Annotated in this window: 20 protein-coding genes and 1 tRNA gene; 11 read left to right on the forward strand and 10 right to left on the reverse strand. The window is 60.3% G+C overall.

Annotated elements, in window-relative coordinates:
• Positions 1 to 6 precede the first annotated feature (6 nt).
• Complete coding sequence (locus BFC21_RS07420; RefSeq protein ID WP_016781232.1) at positions 7 to 1,233, forward strand: MFS transporter; 1,227 nt, start codon at positions 7 to 9, stop codon at positions 1,231 to 1,233.
• 87 nt (positions 1,234 to 1,320) lie between these two features.
• On the opposite strand, the gene BFC21_RS07430 is transcribed toward BFC21_RS07420, so the two are convergent.
• Complete coding sequence (locus BFC21_RS07430) at positions 1,321 to 2,241, reverse strand: LysR family transcriptional regulator (RefSeq protein WP_120265877.1); 921 nt, start codon at positions 2,239 to 2,241, stop codon at positions 1,321 to 1,323.
• 142 nt (positions 2,242 to 2,383) lie between these two features.
• Between BFC21_RS07430 and BFC21_RS07435 the strand changes: the two genes are divergently transcribed.
• Genes BFC21_RS07435 through BFC21_RS07445 form a run of 3 tightly spaced genes read left to right on the forward strand, consistent with a single transcriptional unit; the run spans position 2,384 to position 4,691 of the window.
• Positions 2,384 to 3,010, forward strand: coding sequence for an ankyrin repeat domain-containing protein (locus BFC21_RS07435; protein WP_120266695.1), 627 nt, complete (start codon positions 2,384 to 2,386; stop codon positions 3,008 to 3,010).
• Between the two features lie 18 nt (positions 3,011 to 3,028).
• A complete protein-coding gene (locus tag BFC21_RS07440; RefSeq protein WP_120265878.1) occupies positions 3,029 to 3,490 on the forward strand; it encodes a nucleoside deaminase in 462 nt (153 codons plus the stop codon).
• Positions 3,477 to 4,691: a CynX/NimT family MFS transporter gene (locus BFC21_RS07445; protein WP_120265879.1), complete on the forward strand. Its 1,215-nt coding sequence runs from the start codon at positions 3,477 to 3,479 to the stop codon at positions 4,689 to 4,691. Before BFC21_RS07440 ends, BFC21_RS07445 begins: the two co-directional genes overlap by 14 nt.
• A 46-nt stretch (positions 4,692 to 4,737) precedes the next feature.
• Here the strand turns inward: BFC21_RS07445 and BFC21_RS07450 are convergent, their stop codons facing one another.
• The 6 genes from BFC21_RS07450 to BFC21_RS07475 all read right to left on the reverse strand — a co-directional run bounded on the left by BFC21_RS07450 (position 4,738) and on the right by BFC21_RS07475 (position 10,245).
• Entirely contained in the window at positions 4,738 to 6,009 is a 1,272-nt protein-coding gene (locus BFC21_RS07450; RefSeq protein ID WP_095003611.1) for an OmpP1/FadL family transporter, read from the reverse strand.
• A 544-nt stretch (positions 6,010 to 6,553) separates the two neighbouring features.
• Positions 6,554 to 6,629: transfer RNA gene (locus BFC21_RS07455), tRNA-Gly, on the reverse strand.
• A gap of 64 nt (positions 6,630 to 6,693) precedes the next feature.
• Positions 6,694 to 7,251, reverse strand: a complete 558-nt coding sequence (gene pgsA / locus BFC21_RS07460) for a CDP-diacylglycerol--glycerol-3-phosphate 3-phosphatidyltransferase (RefSeq protein ID WP_016781234.1) — start codon at positions 7,249 to 7,251, stop codon at positions 6,694 to 6,696.
• Positions 7,252 to 7,283: 32 nt separating this feature from the next.
• Positions 7,284 to 9,107, reverse strand: coding sequence for an excinuclease ABC subunit UvrC (uvrC, locus tag BFC21_RS07465; protein ID WP_029611458.1), 1,824 nt, complete (start codon positions 9,105 to 9,107; stop codon positions 7,284 to 7,286).
• 2 nt (positions 9,108 to 9,109) lie between these two features.
• Positions 9,110 to 9,748 (reverse strand): UvrY/SirA/GacA family response regulator transcription factor, encoded by a 639-nt coding sequence (uvrY, locus tag BFC21_RS07470; RefSeq protein ID WP_029611459.1) that lies wholly within the window; start codon positions 9,746 to 9,748, stop codon positions 9,110 to 9,112.
• Positions 9,749 to 9,864: 116 nt separating this feature from the next.
• Entirely contained in the window at positions 9,865 to 10,245 is a 381-nt protein-coding gene (locus BFC21_RS07475; protein ID WP_086799631.1) for a helix-turn-helix domain-containing protein, read from the reverse strand.
• Between the two features lie 81 nt (positions 10,246 to 10,326).
• Between BFC21_RS07475 and BFC21_RS07480 the strand changes: the two genes are divergently transcribed.
• The 7 genes from BFC21_RS07480 to BFC21_RS07510 all read left to right on the forward strand — a co-directional run bounded on the left by BFC21_RS07480 (position 10,327) and on the right by BFC21_RS07510 (position 16,966).
• Positions 10,327 to 10,569 (forward strand): DNA-binding protein, encoded by a 243-nt coding sequence (locus tag BFC21_RS07480; protein WP_088377595.1) that lies wholly within the window; start codon positions 10,327 to 10,329, stop codon positions 10,567 to 10,569.
• Positions 10,570 to 11,209: 640 nt separating this feature from the next.
• Complete coding sequence (locus BFC21_RS07485; protein WP_095003610.1) at positions 11,210 to 12,298, forward strand: 3-deoxy-7-phosphoheptulonate synthase; 1,089 nt, start codon at positions 11,210 to 11,212, stop codon at positions 12,296 to 12,298.
• A 111-nt stretch (positions 12,299 to 12,409) separates the two neighbouring features.
• Positions 12,410 to 13,291, forward strand: coding sequence for an alpha/beta hydrolase (locus BFC21_RS07490; RefSeq protein ID WP_088377597.1), 882 nt, complete (start codon positions 12,410 to 12,412; stop codon positions 13,289 to 13,291).
• A 91-nt stretch (positions 13,292 to 13,382) separates the two neighbouring features.
• A complete protein-coding gene (locus tag BFC21_RS07495; RefSeq protein ID WP_016781241.1) occupies positions 13,383 to 13,664 on the forward strand; it encodes a peptidylprolyl isomerase in 282 nt (93 codons plus the stop codon).
• 121 nt (positions 13,665 to 13,785) lie between these two features.
• Complete coding sequence (locus tag BFC21_RS07500; protein ID WP_088377598.1) at positions 13,786 to 14,556, forward strand: 3-hydroxybutyrate dehydrogenase; 771 nt, start codon at positions 13,786 to 13,788, stop codon at positions 14,554 to 14,556.
• Between the two features lie 148 nt (positions 14,557 to 14,704).
• Positions 14,705 to 15,811, forward strand: coding sequence for an enoyl-CoA hydratase/isomerase family protein (locus BFC21_RS07505; RefSeq protein WP_120265880.1), 1,107 nt, complete (start codon positions 14,705 to 14,707; stop codon positions 15,809 to 15,811).
• Between the two features lie 3 nt (positions 15,812 to 15,814).
• Positions 15,815 to 16,966 (forward strand): acyl-CoA dehydrogenase family protein, encoded by a 1,152-nt coding sequence (locus tag BFC21_RS07510; RefSeq protein ID WP_120265881.1) that lies wholly within the window; start codon positions 15,815 to 15,817, stop codon positions 16,964 to 16,966.
• 118 nt (positions 16,967 to 17,084) lie between these two features.
• Here BFC21_RS07510 and BFC21_RS07520 read toward each other — a convergent pair whose 3' ends face one another.
• The 3 genes from BFC21_RS07520 to BFC21_RS07530 are packed head-to-tail and all read right to left on the reverse strand — an operon-like array spanning position 17,085 to position 20,205.
• Positions 17,085 to 17,858: an enoyl-CoA hydratase gene (locus BFC21_RS07520; protein WP_120265883.1), complete on the reverse strand. Its 774-nt coding sequence runs from the start codon at positions 17,856 to 17,858 to the stop codon at positions 17,085 to 17,087.
• A gap of 16 nt (positions 17,859 to 17,874) precedes the next feature.
• Positions 17,875 to 19,002, reverse strand: a complete 1,128-nt coding sequence (locus BFC21_RS07525) for an acyl-CoA dehydrogenase (RefSeq protein ID WP_120265884.1) — start codon at positions 19,000 to 19,002, stop codon at positions 17,875 to 17,877.
• A 9-nt stretch (positions 19,003 to 19,011) separates the two neighbouring features.
• Complete coding sequence (locus BFC21_RS07530; protein WP_088377602.1) at positions 19,012 to 20,205, reverse strand: acetyl-CoA C-acyltransferase; 1,194 nt, start codon at positions 20,203 to 20,205, stop codon at positions 19,012 to 19,014.
• Positions 20,206 to 20,211 lie beyond the last annotated feature (6 nt).

A 20,211-nucleotide genomic window follows, 5' to 3' on the forward strand; every position in this document is an offset into this window, starting at 1 on the left:
ACCACCATGCCAAGCGCCAGCCTGCCGCCTCGCGGCCGCCCCGAACATCCTCAACAGAGCGTCAAACAACAGTGGCTGGCGATTCTATCGGTCGCCGTGGGAGCCTTTGCCCTGGTGACCAGCGAGTTTCTCCCGGTGGGCGTACTCAACGACGTTGCCAGTGACCTTGGCATCAGTGCCGGCCACGCCGGGCTTATGGTCACCCTGCCCGGCATAATGGCCGCCCTCGCGGCGCCCTTGCTGTCCATCGGCATTGGTACGATGGACCGTCGCTACCTGCTGGTCGGCCTGACGCTGGTCATGATCATTGCCAACTCCGTCGTGGCCTTCGCCAGCGATTTCAACCTGCTGCTGGTGGGTCGTGTGCTGCTGGGTATCAGCATCGGCGGCTTCTGGGCGACCGCCATCGCCCTGAGTGGTCGCCTGGCCCCCAAGGGCGTGGGCGTCGCCCAGGCCACCTCGATCATCATGGTCGGCGTAACCCTGGCCACCGTCCTGGGCGTGCCCGTAGGCACATGGCTAAGTGGCCTGCTGGGCTGGCGCATGACCTTCCTGGTGACGGCACTGGTGGGCGTACCGGTGCTACTGGCGCAGATCTTCCTCCTGCCGCGGCTCACCCCCGAGAAGGCCATTCGCGTCAGTGACCTGCCGGCCTTGTTTATCAACCCGCAATCGCGGGTGGGGTTGATTGCGGTATTACTCATTGGCCTGGCGCACTTTGCCGCCTATACCTATGTCGCCCCCTTCTTCAAGCACAGTGCCGGTTTCGACGGGCCGACCATCGGCTCATTGCTGTTGCTTTATGGTGTTGCAGGGGTAATGGGTAATCTCTTCGCCGGCTTCGCCGCCAACCGCAGCGTGCGCCACACCCTGTTGCTGGTGGCCCTGATGATTGGCACCAGTACCGCCCTGTTCCCCTACTTCGCCACCGGCATGACTGGCGCTGCGATGCTCATCGCCCTCTGGGGCTTCGCTTTCGGCGCCTTCCCGGCCTGCGCCAGCATCTGGATGTTTGTGGTAGCGCCCAAGGATGTGGAGCGCGGCATGCCACTGTTCGTGGCCCTGTTTCAGGTGATTATTGCCTTGGGCTCGTTCTTCGGCGGGCAAATCGTCGATCAGTTGGGCAGCTCGGTGCTGCTGAGCCTGGCCACGGCCCTGGTGGGCTGCGGTTTTGTAACGGTGCTGGTGCTGGGGCGTAACGTCAGCAATAACCTGGTGGCCCAGCCCGCCTGAGCAGCGCGCTGGAGGACACAGGGGGTGATTGCGCATTGGCGCCGAGCGCATGCCTGAAGGCTTGGCGCAGGCTCTTCGCGAGCCGTATCAAGGCACACTGATTGCTGGCGGCGGCTTTGATCGCGAGCCGGCAGGAGCCGCACTGGAATCCGGCGCATGGGCTGCAAGGGCCTGGCACAGCTCAAATAACTGGCACTGCAACAGCTTGCCCGCGTGGCTGAGCCCGTTGCGGGCATACAACGCCAGAAACACCCCCTGGATATCCGGCAGGCCGCTGCCGGCGTCAATCACCCTGTGCTCCGGACTGATCACCCGCAACGGCAACAAACTGATTCCCAGGCCCGCCGCCACGGCCGCGCAGACACTGGCCAGACTTGCGCTGGAGTAGTTGATGCGCCAGCGCCATCCCCCCACTTCAAGGTGATGGAGCATTTCATTGCGGTACAAACCGCCCACCGGAAACGCCACCAGCGGCAAAGGCTCGCGCCCCAGTGCGGGAGCTGAACGGCTGTCGACCCAACACATGGGTTCGGGCCAGCACGCCAGGCAATCATCACCCTGCCCCATCTGCTTGACCAGCAGCAGGTCGAATTCACCCTGGCGATAGAACCGCATCAATTCAGGGCCTAATCCGCTGGTGACTTCCAGGCGTACTCGCGGGTGCTCCAGGCCGAACCGCGAAAGAATCGGCATCAAGCGCTCGGCTGCAAAGTCTTCAGGCACGCCGAGGCGCAACACCCCCTCACTGGCCTGGTTGAACAGCACGTCGCGGGCTTCCTGATCAAGCGCCAGGATGCGCCGGGCATAGGCCAGCAGACGCTCACCTTCAGGCGTGGCGATCACCCGGCGCTGCTCGCGGTCGAGCAGCTTGCAGCCAAGGCTGTCCTCCAGACGGCGGATCTGCTGGCTGACCGTCGACTGAGTGAGATGCAGACGCTGCGCCGCCCGGGTGAAATTGGCGCAGTCCACCACCGCGACAAAACTGCGTAACAGTATGGGATCAAGCATCCGCCTCACCATTCACGTTGCCACTTAAAGGCATGGCTATATTTAATTTCAGAATACTTTCTGCGCTGACCATACTGGCTTTTCACAGGATGTAAAAGAGGGCTTAACCTTGGCTAGCCTGACACGCAAATATGGCCTGCTGATGGCCGCGCTATTAATTACGGGAGCGGTGATGGCAAGCGGCAAGACACTCCTCAATGCCGTCAGCGACGGCGAACTGGACAGGGTCCAGCAACTGATCAGCGAAGGCGCGGACTTAAACGTCCAGGCGCTGGATGGCAGCAGTGCGCTGCTGCTGGCAACCCGATCGAACCACATCGAAATCGCCCGGGCCTTGATCCAGGCAGGGGCCGACGTCAACCAGAAGAACCTGATGCGCGACAGCCCCTACCTGTTGGCAGGCGCCAGCGGGCGTAACGAAATCCTGCAAATGACCCTGGCCCACGGTGCCGACCTGCAGAGTACCAACCGCTATGGCGGCACCGCCCTGATCCCGGCCTGCGAGCGCGGCCATGTTGAAACGGTGCGCCTGCTGATCGCGGCCGGGGTTGATCTGAACCATGTCAATCGCCTGGGCTGGACCTGCCTGATGGAAGCCATCGTGCTCTCCGACGGCGGCCCGGCGCATCAGCAGATCATCACCCAGCTGATCAATGCCGGTGCCGACCTGAACCTGCCCGACAGCGACGGGCACACACCCCTGCAACAAGCGCAGCAGCGCGGCCAGGGCGCGACCGCCCAGCTGCTGCGCGATGCCGGCGCGCACTGAGCACACCCTGGAGTTGTTATGCATAGCGATGAGTTTTACCTGCAACGCGCCGTGGCCCTGGCCGCCAGCAACGTTGCCAGCGGTGGCCGGCCTTTTGCGGCGCTACTGGTCAAAAACGGCGAGGTGATCGTTGAGGCGGTCAATACCATTCATATCAGCCAGGACCCGACTGCACACGCAGAACTCCTGGCCATACGGGCTGCCAGCCAGCAACTGGGCCCGCGCCTGGAGGGTTGCGTGATCTATGCCAGTGGCCAGCCTTGCCCCATGTGCCTGAGTGCCATGCACCTGTGTGGCGTCACCCGGGTGGTGTATGCCGCCAGCAACCCGCAGGGCGAACCCTTCGGGCTGTCTACGGCAGCCATTTACCAGCAACTGGCGCTGCCGTTGAGCGACCAGGAACTGGCGATACAACACCTCCCCCAACCGGCCATGGTCGAGATTTATCGTGACTGGAAAGCCTGCCATGAGCCTGGATAAACACCCGGCGCGGGTGTTTGCCAACTGGGCATTGCTGGTGGTACTGGGGCTTAACCTGCGTCCGTTGCTCAGCTCCATCAGCCCGCTGTTGCTGGAGATTCGTCATGACACGGGCATGAGCTTTCAGAGCAGTGCCTGGCTGACCAGCCTGCCAGTGATCTGCATGGGCCTGGTGGCCTTGCTCGGTGTACGCCTGCAGGCCGGCCTGGGCGAGCGACGTGGCGTGGCCCTGGGCCTGTCGATGATCCTGGGCGCCTGCCTGTGGCGCTTGTCTGCCGATCAGGCACAAACCCTGATGGCCACGGCCTTGTTGGGCGGTGCCGGGGTTGCGCTGATTCAGGTGCTGGTTCCGGCGCTGATCAAGCGCCAGTTTACGCAACGGGTGGCGCTGGCTTTAGGGGTGTACTCCGCCTCCCTTATGGCTGGCGGCGGCCTGGCTGCTCTTGTCAGCCCGCGGGTGGCCGGCCACTTTGGCCATTGGCAGGCCGGCCTGGGGATATGGCTGGTGCCTGCTGTGGTCGCGCTGGTGCTGTGGGGGGCATTGCCCTTTGCCAGCCCTGCCCGAACGGCGGGCGAGCCAGTAACCATGCGCCCGTGGCGCAAGCGGCGCGCATGGTTATTGGCGCTGTACTTCGGCCTGGTCAACTGTGGCTATATGAGCATGGTGGCGTGGTTGCCCGCTTACTATTTGCAAATGGGCTGGAGCGCAGCACACAGTGGCTCGCTTCTGGCGTTTATGACCGTGTTCCAGGTCATCGCAGCGCTGGTGATGCCGGCGCTGGCCCACCGCAGCCTGGACAGGCGCCCGCTATTGGCCGTCAGCCTGGGGGCGCAGGCGCTGGGCTTTACCGGCCTGGTCATGTGGCCGCTGGAGGCGCCGCAGGTGTGGGTGGCCTTGATTGGTTTTGGCCTGGGAGCCTGTTTCGCCCTGAGCCTGATCCTGACCCTCGACCATTGCCGCAAACCCGCCGAAGCCGGTCAGCTTGCAGGGTTCGTGCAAGGCGCGGGGTTTCTTGTCAATGCGGTATCGCCCTGGCTGACGGGCTGGCTGCGCGAACTCACGGGAAGTTTTGTCAGTGCCTGGTGGGTTCTGGTCGTGGCGGTTGTAGCCATGCTGCTACTGACGGGGATATTCAGCCCGCAGAGCAATGCCCGGGCAGTGTTTGCCCCTGGCGAAGCCGAGCCGCTTGCGGTGCCTTGACTGAGCATGATGTGCGTTACATCCCCGGTAACGCACATCCCGTGGATCAGAAGCGATAGGTGATCGAAGTACCAAAACCGCTCGCGCTGTTTTTGTAGGTAGAGCTGTACGCGCCCTTGGAAGCCGAGCTGTCGTTGACCTTGGTACTGTCTTCCCACAGGTAGGAGTACGCCAGGTCGATCGTCATGTTACTGACCGGCGTCCAGCCAGCGCCGAAGCTGATGGCGGTACGGTCGCCCGTAGGAATGCGCGGCGAACGGTTGGTGTTGTTGGTTGGCGACTGGTCAACCGACAAACCCGTGCGCAGCACCCATTGCGGATTCAACTGATACGCGGCCCCAATCGCGTGGGCCCAGGTGTCATGCCAGTTCTGCTCTTCGGTAATGGTGCTCAACGAGCCGCCAAGACGCGGGCTGACATCACTGTTCTGCACGGTAATGTCCTTGAGGCGACTCCAGCGCGTCCAGGTGCTGCCCGCATACAGCGTCCAGTCATCATTGAGCTGGTGAGTGACCGAGAAGTCCACCGACTCCGGCGTGTCCAGGTCCAGCTTGGCATCGTAGCTCTGGCCGCTGAGGCCCAGCAGGCTGAAGGTGCCGCCAGTGACTTTGGTGTCGCCCTTGAGGTTGTAGCTGACCTTGGAGTGATAGGTCAGGCCCACACGGGTGCTGTCAGTGGCCTGTACCAGGATACCGGCGTTGAAACCGATGGCCGTGTCATCGCCGCTGATCTTCACCTTGCCGTCGTTTGTGCCCGGAGTTAAGGCATTCGGCACCTGGGACGTCAGCTCACCGTCAATGCGGTTGATGGTCGGACCAAACCCGATCGACACCTTGTCATTGAAGGCATAGCTGACCGTAGGCTGGAACGTCATGACCTGGATCTTGCTTTTATTGGCGAAGTAACGCCCTGCGAAACCACTGCCATAGTCCGTAATCAAGCCAAACGGCACATAGAAACCGACACCGAAAGCCCAGTGTTCATCAATCGGCTTGACGTAATAACCCATTGGCACCGCAGTCAACGGCACCATGTCGCCGTCTTCCTTGCCGCCAAAGGTACTGCGGGTATGGCTGATATCGGTTTTCGCCACGAGCAAGGCAGCACCTGCACTCACCTGCTCCTGTTTCAGGCGTGCCATGCCCGCAGGGTTGCCATAGATGGTACTGGCATCGTCAGCAGAGGATGATCGACCGGCGAAGCCGGTGCCCATGCCGCTGATACTTTGTTCATTGATTGCAAGACCGCTGGCAAGTAGCTGAGAAGACGCAAGTGCAACGGCAAGACCGAGGGTGGTCTTGAAAAATAGTTTTTTCATTATTAGAGGTCCAGTGATCAACGGGGCGCAAATTAACAATATTCCCGACCCACTGCCATAGTCTGTTATATAGAAATCAAACGCCTTGTCGGACAATACAACAAGAACACGCCGTTATTCAGCGTGCGAATATCCAGTGATCGGCAAACCTGATCAACTACCTGATTCCGCTAACATATTTAACCATTCAAGATCATTAAACATGACGCGACAAAGATGAAATCGCAAGGTGCTGCCCGGGGTCTTCCGGCGCCGGGATTGCATGAGACGGGTCGCGGGCGGGGCAAGTGCGCCCTTGATTGAAAGAACGGCGAGCTTAAAACAAGCCACTCTTAGAGTGGTCCTCTAAAGAGTTCGCCCACTCTATGGCGAACAGCGCGAACCTATTCGCCGTCTCAATCTAACTTGCCAGAAAATATCACCCGGCTGCAGCCTCACAAGAGCGACTCAGCAAACCCGGATAAAACCCCAGAAACGAAAAAAGGACCCGAAGGTCCTTTGTTCTTGCGCTATCGAATTGCAGACAATTCAACAGCGCCATGTTTGGAGCGGGAAACGAGACTCGAACTCGCGACCCCGACCTTGGCAAGGTCGTGCTCTACCAACTGAGCTATTCCCGCTTGGTGATGCGCATTCTATAGAAATCTAATAACGCGTCAAGCCTTTGATTCAAAAAAGTTTTATTTATTTTACCGAGGTGGTCTTCAGGTGCGGCCAAGCAGCCCGCAAATACTGAAGCATCGACCACAGGGTCAAGCCGGCAGCCACCAGCAGCAGCCCGTAACCCACCAACACCCAGAAGCTGAAGTCCGAAGGGTTAGCCAGCAAGATCACCAGGGCCAGCATCTGCGCCGCTGTTTTCCATTTGCCCATGTTCGATACCGCCACCTGAGCCCGCGCGCCCAGTTCGGCCATCCACTCGCGCAACGCGGAAATGACGATTTCACGACCGATAATCACCGCCGCCGGCAACGTCAGCCATACGTTGTGATGTTCTTGCACCAGCAACACCAGGGCCACCGCCACCATCAGCTTGTCGGCGACCGGGTCCAGAAAGGCGCCAAAAGGCGTGCTTTGCTCCAGTCGACGGGCCAGATAGCCGTCAAGCCAGTCGGTCGCCGCGGCAAATGCAAAGACTGAGCTGGCGGCTGCATAACTCCAGCTGTAGGGCAAATAGAACAACAAAATGAAGAAAGGAATAAGTAGAACGCGTAGTACGGTGATCAAATTAGGGATATTCATCGGCACAACTGGCTACGAGGTGAGGTGGCATTCTACTCGCTGTGCAGGTTTGCATAAATCAACTCAGCGAGCTTTTTACTGATCCCGGGTGCTTTGGCGATCTCCTCGATGCTGGCACGAGATAGCTCCTGTAAGCCACCAAAATGTTTCAATAAATCTCGGCGACGGGTCGGCCCTACCCCTGCAATGCCTTCCAGGGTTGAGGTTCGCCGGGTTTTACCCCGTCGTGCCCGATGCCCGGTAATTGCAAAACGGTGAGCCTCATCGCGGATTTGCTGGATCAAATGCAAGGCCGGCGAGTCGCCCTTGAGGGTAAATTCATGGGCGGCATCGTTCAGGTACAGGGTTTCAAAACCCGCCTTGCGTGTCGCCCCCTTGGCTACGCCGAGCAAAATCAGGTCAGGGACGGCCAGTTCATTGAGCACATCGCGGGCCATCGACATCTGCCCCTTGCCACCGTCGACCAGCAGAATATCCGGCAACTTGCCCTCCCCTTCCTTGAGCCGGCTGAAGCGGCGCATCAGGGCCTGGTGCATGGCGGCATAATCGTCGCCCGGGGTTACGCCTTCAATATTGAAGCGCCGGTAGTCCGACTTGATCGGCCCCTCAGGGCCAAACACCACGCAGGACGCCACCGTGGCTTCGCCACTGGAGTGGCTGATGTCATAACATTCCAGGCGCTGGGGTATCTCATCGAGCTTCAACACCTGGGCCAGGGCTTCAAAACGTGCCGCCACATGCAGACGGTTGGTCAGGCGAGCCATCAGGGCCTGCTCGGCGTTGGTGACAGCCAGTTGCTGCCAGCGCGCACGGGTACCACGCACACGGTAGCTGATCGCCAGTTCCCGCCCGCGCAGCGCCTCGATCGCCTCGGTGATCGCCTCGAAGCTCTCGTGCTCGACGTTGACGATCAGCTCGCCGGGCAGGTCGCGCTCGGGGCTGCTGATGTAGTACTGACCGAGAAAGGCGGCCATGACCTCAGCCACGTCTTCCTCGATGCCCACTTGCGGGAAGAAGTTCTTGCTGCCCAGCACCCGTCCGCCACGCACATTGATCAGGTGTACACAGGCCCCACCCGGGTTCACAAACGCGGCAATCACGTCCACATCCCCGGTGCCGCCCTCCATGCTTTGCTGGTCCTGAACCCGGCGCAGCAGGGAAATCTGGTCCCGTACCTGGGCCGCGCGCTCGAAGTCCAGCGTACTGGCGGCCTGCTCCATTGCGGCGTTCAGCTCATCGGTCAGGGCACTGCTGCGCCCTTCCAGGAACATGATCGAGTGGCGTACATCCTCGGCGTACTCCTGTGGGTCCACCAGCCCGACACAAGGGGCCTTGCAGCGCTTGATCTGATACTGCAGGCAGGGTCGCGTTCTGTTTTTGAAGTAGCTGTCGTCGCACTGACGCACCAGAAAAGTCTTTTGCAAGATGCTCAGGCTTTCCCGGATGGCGCCCGCACTGGGGTAAGGCCCGAAGTATTTGCCTTTGAGCTTTTTGGCCCCGCGATGGATGCTCAGGCGCGGATATTGGCCATCCGACAGAAACACATAGGGGTAGGACTTGTCGTCGCGCAACAGGATGTTGTACGGCGGGCGCCACTCCTTGATCAGCGTCTGTTCAAGCAGCAGCGCTTCGGTTTCGTTAGCGGTGATGGTGGTTTCAATTTGCGCAATGCGCGCAACCAGCGCGGCGGTCTTGGGCGCCAGGCCGGTTTTTCGAAAGTAGCTGGCCAGGCGTTTTTTCAGGTTCTTGGCCTTGCCCACATACAAGAGCCGCGCTTCGCGGTCAAACATGCGATACACGCCGGGCCGGCCGCTGCAGGTGGAGAGAAATGCGCTTGCGTCGAACACGTCAGTCATGATCAACCAGCATCAACCATGCCATGACGAACGGCCAGCAAGGCCAGCTCCACATCGCTCTTGACCGAGAGTTTCTCGTAGATCCGGTAGCGGTAGGTATTGACCGTCTTGGGCGACAGGCAGAGCTTGTCGGAAATGACCTGGACCTTCTGACAGCCGACAATCATCAGCGCGATCTGGATTTCGCGCTCGGACAGGGCATCAAAGGGGGAGTCACTGGCAGGCTGGAAGGACTTGAGCGCCAATTGCTGGGCGACTTGCGGGCTGATGTAGCGCTGGCCGGCGAAGACCTGGCGAATCGCCTGGACCATTTCGGCCAGGCCCGCACCTTTGGTCATGTAGCCCGCCGCGCCTGCTTGCAGCAAGCGCGTCGGGAAAGGGTCTTCTTCACACACCGTCACGGCAACCACCTTGATATCCGGGTGGCTGCGCATCATCTTGCGGGTCGCCTCGAGGCCACCAATGCCAGGCATTTTGACATCCATCAGGACCACATCCGGTTTCAGTTCGCGAGCCTTGAGCAACGACTCCTCACCGGACTCGGCCTGGCCGACCACTTGCAAGCCTTCGATATCGGCCAGCATTCGTGTGATCCCTGTACGCACAAGATCGTGGTCATCGACCACTAGAACCCGAATCAAGTCGACACCTCGCAAATTGGTCTTGGATGATTGCCGACACCTTAGCAAAAACTAATGCACCAACCTACCGACTTGCGTCATCTATCGCTGGCAAAACGTTAATTCCTTGTAAAGACTCATTCCTTGACAGGCTCAACCTCCTCGGGATCACGTCGTTCTTTAACCAGTTGCGGCGCGGACAACTCTGCCAGGGTAACGGTCAAGCGGCGGATGGCGTCCTGATCCTCCTTGTGCAGCACCCGGTAGCTGATCAGAACCTTTTCTTCTATTTGACTCAAATTATCGATCAAGGTCGGGGTCGGGCTGCCCGTCAATACATAGAGCACGTCCACACCGCGTGCGGCAACGCGCGACAAATAATCCGCCTTGGGCGCACGATCTCCATTTTCATACTTGCCCTGGGCGTTGGCCTCGACACCACCGATTTCGCCAAAAATTTTCTGCGACAAACCAAGCCGCTCTCGCTCCTGCCTCAAGCGCAAACCAATTCCACTCATTTGGATGTAGGATCCCATTTTAAACACCCGCGAGGATGGTATAATCCATAAATATTAAACAACTTTGAACGGTTTTGAACTATGACCGGAATTCGTACCGCCGCACAAGCCAAGGCATGGCTGGAACACCAGGGAAAGTCCGTTCAAGAGTTCGCTCGGGAACATGGCGTCGACCCTGCTACCACTTATCAAGTGCTCGCCGGGCGCAAAAAGGGGAGGCGTGGTGAAGCCCACAAGGTAGCGGTTCTTCTGGGCATGAAAGACGGCATCATTCCGCCTCAGGGCACGCATCTGACAGAAGCAAAGGATGGTGAGTCAGCTTGAGTATGCGCTTAATTGAGGCAAGCTCCCGATTTACTATGCAGGCCCCGCAAACAGCGCCGTGCAAGGCATGACAGGGGCTCAGGCAAGGGCCATAGCCAGCACCATTGCGCCCCATGCTATTTTTTTATTGAAACCGCAGGCTCGTCTCAAGTAAGCTGCGGAACATCAATTGGAGCCAAGCCATGTTGCACCACGCCATCACAGCCGCCTGTAAGACCACACGCCAATCGCGTCTGGCTGCTGCCGTGTGCGCGAACAACATGCACTCCGCTGCACGATTTTATTTTGGGTATTGGTTTAGCCACTGGCGCGCCTGATACCCACACGGCGCCCACTACTTAGGGGTCGCCTGCCAGAGAAATCTAACCCCCGGTCGGCTCCCCGACCGGGGGTTTTGTTTTTTCAGCCCCGCACATTTTCTTGAATTGAGGATTTACCCCATGAACTACGCCACTTATTACCGCTTCGACCTTTGCACTGCATGGCGATTTATCAGCCGCCGTTCGGGACAGCCTGCCGCCTCCGAACGGACCCACATTGGTGGCACGCCTGTACTCACGGCCAGTCTGGCCAATTGTCGAACACCCCAGTAGGGCTGAGCGCGCGGGACAACCCGCCGCCTGCCCAGGAAGCCCATACCATGAACGCATCCGTTTCAGCTCTGCCAACCGTACACACTGCCACTGCTCCTGTTTCGACCCGTCGCCTGCCAACCGCAGCGCAACTCAAGCAGCAACTGCCCCTGAGCGATGCCCTGCGCACCCAGGTCAGCAGCCAGCGCCAGGCCATTCGCGCCATCCTCAACGGTGAAGACTCCCGCTTGCTGGTGGTGGTCGGCCCCTGCTCCATCCACGATCCCGTCGCCGCGCTGGAATACGCCAGCAACCTCGCCGCCCTCGCCCATGATGTGCGCGATGACATGCTGCTGGTGATGCGTGCCTACATCGAAAAACCGCGCACCACCGTGGGCTGGAAAGGCCTGGCCTACGACCCGCACCTGGATGGCAGCGATGACATGGCCCACGGCCTGACCCTGTCGCGGGAACTGATGCTGGAAATGCTGCGCATGGGCCTGCCGGTCGCCACCGAGCTGTTGCAACCCATTGCCGCCGGCTACTTCGACGACCTGCTGGGCTGGGTGGCCATTGGCGCCCGCACGACGGAATCGCAAATCCACCGCGAAATGGCCAGCGGTCTTGATCTGCCTGTAGGCTTCAAGAACGGCACCGACGGCGGCGTGGCGATCGCCTGTGACGCCATGCGTTCTGCGGCACACAGCCATCGTCACTTCGGTGTCGACAGCCAGGGCCACCCGGCCATCGTCGAAACCCGTGGCAACCCCGACACCCATCTGGTATTGCGCGGCGGCCACAGCGGCCCTAACTACGACCGCACCAGCGTCGCCAAGGCCCGCGCCGGGCTGCAGAAGTCAGGTATCCCTGCCCGCCTGATGGTCGACTGCAGCCACGCCAACAGCGGCAAAGACCCGCTGCGCCAGCCCGAGGTGTTCAACGATGTGCTTGAGCAACGCCTGGCGGGCGATCACTCGCTGATCGGCATGATGCTCGAAAGCCATCTGTTCGAAGGCTGCCAGCCCCTGGGTGCAACGATGCGCTACGGCGTGTCCGTAACCGACGGCTGCCTGGGCTGGGATGCCACCGAACACCTGCTGCGCAACGCCGCCCGCCGGTTGCAAGCACAGCGCCACACGGCCAGGGCCATCGCCTGACAACCACGTTCGGCTAAACCGTGCGCAACCTGGGAAAAGCCCCACGGTTGCGCAAAGGCGATCTCGACTAAGGTGTTTTCATGGATCAAAAAACACCCTGCGAGATTGAACATGGACGATTCGGTAAATACACGCTATCCGATCTTATTGGTACACGGCCTTTTTGGATTCGACCGGATAGGCTCACATCACTACTTTCATGGCATCAAGCAAGCCCTCAATGAGTGTGGTGCCAGCGTCTTCGTTCCAATCATTTCAGCCGCCAACGACAATGAAGCCCGGGGCGATCAACTGCTCAAGCAGATCCACAACCTGCGCAGGCAGATTGGCGCACAGCGAGTCAACCTGATCGGCCACAGCCAGGGCGCCCTTACCGCGCGTTATGTGGCGGCCATCGCCCCTGAACTCATCGCTTCAGTGACGTCAGTCAGTGGCCCCAACCACGGCTCCGAGCTGGCCGATCGCTTGCGCCTGGCCTTTGTGCCGGGGAGGCTTGGGGAAACGGTCGCTGCCGCCCTGACCACCTCGTTCAGCGCATTTGTGTCCGCCCTCAGCGGCCACCCGCACCTGCCCCAAAATGCCTTGAATGCCCTAAACGCCCTGACCACCGATGGCGTTGCCGCCTTCAACCGCCAATACCCCCAGGGTCTGCCCGACACATGGGGCGGCATGGGCCCCGCACAGGTGAACGATGTGCACTATTATTCCTGGAGCGGCATCATCAAAGGCTCGCGGCTGGCCGAGTCACTCAACCTGCTCGACCCCTTGCACAATGCCTTGCGTGTGTTTGACAGCTTTTTTACCCGCGAGACCCGAGAAAACGACGGCATGGTTGGCCGCTTCAGCTCGCATCTGGGCCAGGTCATCCGCTCCGACTACCCCCTGGATCACCTCGACAGCATCAACCATATGGCAAGAGGAAGCCGCAGGCGCATCAACCCGGTAGAGCTTTACATCGAGCACGCCAGACGCCTGAAGGAAGCGGGCTTGTAGCCTGTAATCAATTCACTCAAGCGCACTTTTGCCGAGAAAAAAATCACCGAATCCGGTAGGCTCAGCACCTTATTCAAAGGAGTACTCCCTCATGGCCAAAGCCACTGCCCGTCACATCCTGGTTGCCACCGAAGACAAGTGCAACGAACTGAAAGCGCAAATCGAAGGCGGCGCTGATTTCGCCGAAGTTGCCAAAGCCAATTCCTCTTGCCCGTCGAGCCGTCAGGGCGGCGACCTGGGTTCTTTCGGCCCGGGCCAGATGGTCAAGGAATTCGACACCGTGGTTTTCAGCGCGCCAATCAACGTGGTGCAAGGCCCGGTTAAAACCCAGTTCGGCTACCACCTGCTGGAAGTCACCAGCCGCCAGGACTAATCCTCCCAGCGTTGCGTGAAAACGGCCCACCTTTTGGTGGGCCGTTTCGTTTGGGCTACGGCAAACCCCGTGCTACGTTTCCTCATTCACGCACCCATCGTGTTTCATTGAGGAATTGATCATGAGCCTTAAGGGCAAAACTGCATTGGTTACCGGTTCTACCAGCGGTATCGGCCTGGGCATCGCACTAAGCCTGGCCAAGGCCGGAGCCGACCTGATTCTCAACGGCTTTGGCGATCCGGGCAAAGTGATTGCCGAGGTCGAACAGTTTGGCGTAAAGGTTGGCCACCACCCGGCAGATGTCAGCGACCCGGCGCAGATCGCCGACATGATCGATTATGCCGAACGCGAATTTGGCGGCATCGATATCCTGGTCAACAACGCAGGCATCCAGCATGTGGCCAGCGTCGAGGAGTTCCCGGTACAGCGTTGGGACTCGATCATCGCCATTAACCTGTCCAGTGTGTTCCACAGTACCCGCCTCAGCCTGCCCGGCATGCGCAAGCGCGGCTGGGGGCGTATCGTCAATATTGCCTCGGTACACGGGCTGGTGGGCTCGGTCGGCAAGGCCGCCTATGTTGCCGCCAAGCACGGGGTGATCGGCCTGACCAAAGTGGTGGGCCTGGAAACCGCCACCAGCAATATCACCTGCAACGCCATCTGCCCGGGCTGGGTCCTGACGCCGCTGGTGCAAAAACAGATTGATCAACGTATCAGCCAGGGCATTGACCCCTATCAGGCGCAGCACGACCTGCTGGCAGAAAAACAGCCTTCGCTGGAGTTCGTCACCCCGCCGCAACTGGGCGAACTTGTGTTGTTTTTATGCAGCGAGGCCGGCAGCCAGGTGCGTGGCGCAGCATGGAATGTGGACGGCGGCTGGCTGGCACAATAAATACGCGCATTACTGCATGGCTAACAGGCAAAAATGCACACCAACCCTGCACTTATCAGGGTTGTAATGGGCAAATTTGCACTGTTAGCATCGGTTATCGTTCGCCCGTGAACACCCACTAAAAATAATATAAAGCAGGGAGTTAGTGATGACTGCTCAGGTTTCATCCTCACCGACACCGGAAGTCGCGCCGCTTCCAGACACGATTCTGGCCCAGGTCCGCAACCATATTGGCCACCTGACCCTGAACCGCCCCGGCGGCCTCAACGCGATCAATCTTGAAATGGTGCGCGGCCTGCAACAGCAGCTGGATGCCTGGGCCACTGACCCGCAAATCAAGGCCGTTGTACTGCGTGGCGCAGGCGAGAAAGCCTTTTGCGCAGGCGGTGATATCCGCTCGCTGTACGACAGCTATCAAAACAACGACACCCTGCACAGCCAGTTCTTCGAAGAGGAATACGCCCTCGACCTGACCCTGCACCGCTACCCCAAGCCCGTCGTGGCCTTGATGGACGGCTTCGTTCTCGGCGGCGGCATGGGCCTGGTACAGGGCGCGGATCTGCGCCTGGTCACCGAGCGCAGCAAACTGGCGATGCCGGAAGTGGGTATCGGTTATTTTCCTGACGTTGGCGGTAGCTACTTCCTGACCCGCACCCCAGGTCAGTTGGGTACCTACCTGGGCGTCAGCGGCGTGCAAATCCGCGCCGCCGATGCGTTGTACTGCGGGCTGGCAGACGGCTATCTGGAAAGCAGCGCACTGCCTGAACTGGACAAGGGCCTGGACAGCCTCAACTGGCAAGCATCCCCTATCGATGACCTGAGCGCACTGGTCGCCCGATTTGCGGTAACCGTACTGCCCGACCCGCCGCTGGCCAGGCTGCGCCCGCTGATTGACAGCGTTTTCGCCCAGGCTGATGTACCGCGCATTGTCGCCCATCTGCGCGCAGTCATTGCCCCGGAAACCCGCGACTGGGCCAACCAGACCGCCGACCTGCTGCTAACCCGCTCGCCGCTGGCGATGGCCGTGACCCTTGAAATGCTGCGCCGTGGCCGGGAACTGCCCCTTGAGCAATGCTTCGCCCTGGAGCTGCATCTTGACCGTCAGTGGTTTGATCGTGGCGACCTGATGGAAGGTGTACGCGCATTGCTCATCGACAAGGACAAGAACCCGCGCTGGAACCCGCCAACCCTTGAGGCGCTGGACAGCGCCCATGTCGCCAGCTTCTTTACCGAATTCAACGCCAAGGGAGCCTGAGCCATGCAAGATATCGAACTGAGCGAAGAGCAAGTGATGATCCGCGATATGGCCCGCGACTTTGCCCGGCGTGAAATCGCCCCCCATGCCCAGGCGTGGGAAAAGGCCGGCTGGATCGACGACGCGCTGGTGGCCAAGCTTGGCGAACTGGGCCTGCTGGGCATGGTAGTGCCGGAGGAATGGGGCGGCACCTATGTTGATTACGTCGCCTACGCCCTGGCGGTGGAAGAAATCTCCGCGGGCGATGCCGCGACCGGCGCCCTGATGAGCATCCACAACTCGGTGGGTTGCGGACCGATACTGAAGTACGGCAGCGAGGAGCAAAAACAGACCTGGCTGGCGGAGCTGGCAAGCGGCCAGACCATCGCCTGCTTCTGTCTGACCGAACCCCAGGCGGGCTCTGAAGCCCATAATCTGCGTACCCGCGCAGAGCTGCGTGACGGCCAATGGGTGATCAACGGTGCCAAGCAATTTGTCAGCAACGGCAAACGGGCCAAGTTGGCGATCGTGTTTGCGGTGACCGACCCTGACCTGGGCAAAAAAGGCATTTCAGCGTTTTTGGTGCCTACGGCAACCCCGGGTTTTATCGTCGACCGTACCGAGCACAAAATGGGCATCCGTGCTTCGGACACCTGTGCCGTGACCCTGAACAACTGCAGCGTGCCCGAGGCCAATATGCTTGGCGAGCGCGGCAAGGGACTGGCCATCGCCCTGGCCAACCTTGAAGGCGGGCGAATCGGTATTGGCGCCCAGGCCCTGGGCATTGCCCGAGCGGCATTTGAAGCCGCATTGGGCTATGCCCGTGACCGGGTGCAATTTGACAAGGCCATCATCGAACACCAGAGCGTGGCCAATATGCTGGCCGACATGCAGACCCGCATCAATGCGGCACGCCTGCTGATCCTGCATGCCGCGCGCCTGCGCACTGCAGGCAAACCCTGCCTGTCGGAAGCCTCGCAGGCCAAGTTGTTTGCGTCGGAGATGGCTGAATATGTGTGCTCCAAAGCCATCCAGATCCACGGCGGCTATGGCTACCTGGAGGACTACCCGGTGGAGCGTTACTACCGCGATGCGCGGATTACCCAGATTTATGAAGGGTCGAGCGAGATTCAGCGCATGGTGATTGCGCGGGAGTTGAAGAACTATCTGCTTTAGAAACTGATTCACAACCTGTGGGAGCGGGCTTGCTCGCGATGCAGTCGGCTCGGTGCAGCTGACACACCGCGTTGAGGCTATCGCGAGCAAGCCCGCTCCCACATAGAGGCATGTGCAGTTATTGATTCTTGAACTGCGCCTCACGCTTTTCTACAAACGCCGCCATCCCTTCCTTCTGGTCCTGTGTGGCGAACAAGGCGTGGAATACCCGACGCTCGAAACGCACACCTTCCGCCAGATTGACTTCAAAAGCGCGGTTGACGCACTCCTTGGTCTGCATCAGCACCGGCAGGGACTTTTTGGCGATGGTGGCCGCCACTTTCAGCGCTTCGTCGAGCAGTTCATCCACCGCCACCACACGGGCTACCAGCCCCGAACGCTCCGCCTCTTCAGCCCCCATCAAACGCCCGCTCAGGCACATTTCCATCGCCTTGGCCTTGCCCACTGCACGGGTCAGGCGCTGTGTGCCGCCCATGCCCGGCAACACCCCCAGGTTGATCTCCGGCTGGCCGAATTTGGCATTGTCACCGGCCAGGATAAAGTCACACATCATCGCCAGTTCACAACCGCCACCCAGGGCAAAACCTGCCACTGCAGCAATGATCGGCTTGCGTCGGGCCGCCACGCGGTCGCTGTCCGAAAACAGGTCATCGAGGTAGATTTGCGGGTAACTCAGGTCGGCCATTTCCTTGATGTCCGCACCGGCGGCAAAGGATTTTTTCGAGCCGGTAATGACAATGCAGCCAATTGCGTGATCGGCTTCCAGCGTGTCCAGCGCGTGGTTCACTTCGCGAATCAATTGCGCATTCAGGGCATTGAGCGCCTGGGGCCGGTTCAAGGTAATCAGGCCCACCTGGCCATGAATGTCCAACAGAATGGTTTCGTAGCTCATCGCTAATGTCCTCAAGTCAAAGATTGCGCGCAATGACCATGCGCTGAATATCACTGGTGCCTTCATAGATCTGGCACACCCGCACATCGCGGTAGATCCGTTCCAGCGGGAAGTCGCTCAAATAGCCATAACCACCCAGGGTTTGCAACGCTTTAGAGCACACGCGCTCGGCCATTTCCGATGCAAACAGCTTGGCTTGCGAGGCCTCGACCAGGGCCGACTGGCCGCTGTCACGCAGTGCGGCGGCGTAGTGCACCATCTGCCGGGCGACGGCAATTTCAGTCGACATGTCGGCCAGGCGAAACGCCACGGCCTGATGTTCAACCAATGGCTGGCCAAAGGTCACACGTTCGCGGGCGTAGTCTCGGGCCGCTTCAAAGGCTGCGCGGGCCATGCCTACGGCCTGCGCAGCAATACCGATGCGCCCGCCTTCGAGGTTGCCCAGGGCGATCTTGTAGCCCTGCCCCTCCTCGCCCAGGCGGTTGGCCACCGGCACCTTGAGGTCAGTAAACAGAATCTGGCAGGTGTCCGAGGCATGCTGCCCCAGCTTGTCTTCGACCCGCGCCACGCTGTAGCCCGGCGTGTCCGTGGGCACGATAAACGCGCTGATGCCGCGCTTGCCCGCAGCCGGGTCCGTGACAGCAAACACAATCACCACCCCGGCGTTTTGCCCGGAGGTAATGAACTGCTTGCAGCCATTGAGGATGTAATAATCGCCCTCACGGCGGGCCCGGGTTTTCAGGTCACTGGCATCGGAACCGGCCTGGGGTTCGGTCAATGCAAACGCGCCGAGCATTGCACCGCTGGCCAGCGCTGGCAGGAACTGCTGTTTTTGCGATTCGGTGCCGTACTTGAGAATCGGCACGCACCCCACCGAGTTGTGCACGCTCATGATCGTGGAGCACGAGCCGTCACCGGCAGCAATTTCTTCCAGCGCCATCGCATAGGCCTGGTAGCCCGTGTCGCAACCGCCCCACTGCTCAGGCACCAGCATGCCGAAAAAACCCAGTTGCGCCATTTCGTCTATGGCCTCGCGAGGGAAGCGATGCTGCTTGTCCCACTCGGCGGCAAAGGGCTTGAGGCGTTCCTGGGCAAACTGCCCTGCTGCTTCGCGTATTTGTAATTGTTCTGCTGTAGGCAGCATATAAAATCCTTAGTACAGACATTCCACGGCAATGGCCGTGGCTTCACCGCCGCCGATGCAGATGGCTGCAACGCCGCGCGTAGCCTTTTGCTGACGCAAGGCCGAGAGCAAAGTCACCAGTATCCGTGCGCCCGATGCTCCGATCGGATGCCCCAGCGCACAGGCGCCGCCGTAGATATTGACCTTGCTGTGGGGAATATCCAGTGCGCTCATGGTCACCAGGCTGACCACGGCAAAGGCTTCGTTGATCTCGAACAGATCGACCGTTCCCAGATCCCAGCCGGTCTTGCTCATCAGGCGTTTGATGGCGCCCACCGGCGCCGTCGGGAACAACCCCGGCTCATCGGCAAACGCGGCGTGGCCGTGGATGACTGCCAGGGGCTTGAGTCCACGTTTTTGCGCCTCGCTGCGACGCATCAGCACCAGCGCCGCTGCACCGTCGGAAATCGAGCTGGAGTTGGCCGCCGTCACCGTACCGCCTTCGCGGAACGCCGGTTTCAGGGTCGGGATTTTTGCCAGATTGGCCTTGGGTGGTTGCTCGTCTTCGTTGATCAGGCGCTGCTCCTTGCCCACCGTGACCTGCACCGGGACGATCTCGGCGCTGAAGCTGCCGTCCTTGATCGCCTGCTGCGCACGGGTCAGCGAGGCCACGGCAAACGCATCCTGCGCTTCACGGGTAAAGCCGTGGGTCTGGGCGCAGTCTTCAGCAAAAGTACCCATCAGGCGGCCACGGTCGTAGGCGTCTTCCAGGCCGTCGAGGAACATGTGATCCAGCACCCGGCCATGACCCATGCGGTAACCGCTGCGGGCGCGATCGAGCAGATACGGCGCGTTGGACATGCTCTCCATGCCCCCCGCCACCACTACATCAGCGCTGCCGGCCAGCAGCCGGTCGTGCCCCAGAATCGTGGCTTCCATGCCCGAGCCGCACATCTTGTTCAGCGTGGTGCAACGCGTGCCCTTGTCCAGCCCGGCACCCAGGGCAGCCTGACGCGCAGGTGCCTGGCCGAGGCCGGCCGACAGCACGCAGCCAAACAGCACCTCTTCCACGCCATCGCCGGCAACACCGGCGCGCTCAACCGCAGCGCGGATCGCCGCAGCACCCAGTTGCGGCGCTGTCAGGCCCTTGAAGTCGCCTTGAAAGCCGCCCATGGGCGTGCGCGCAGCACTTACGATTACAACCGGATCATTACTGATTGTCATTTCACA

It is taken from the genome of Pseudomonas sp. TMW 2.1634 (genome assembly GCF_001703595.1).
In the GTDB taxonomy this organism is placed as follows: Bacteria; Pseudomonadota; Gammaproteobacteria; order Pseudomonadales; family Pseudomonadaceae; genus Aquipseudomonas; species Aquipseudomonas fragi.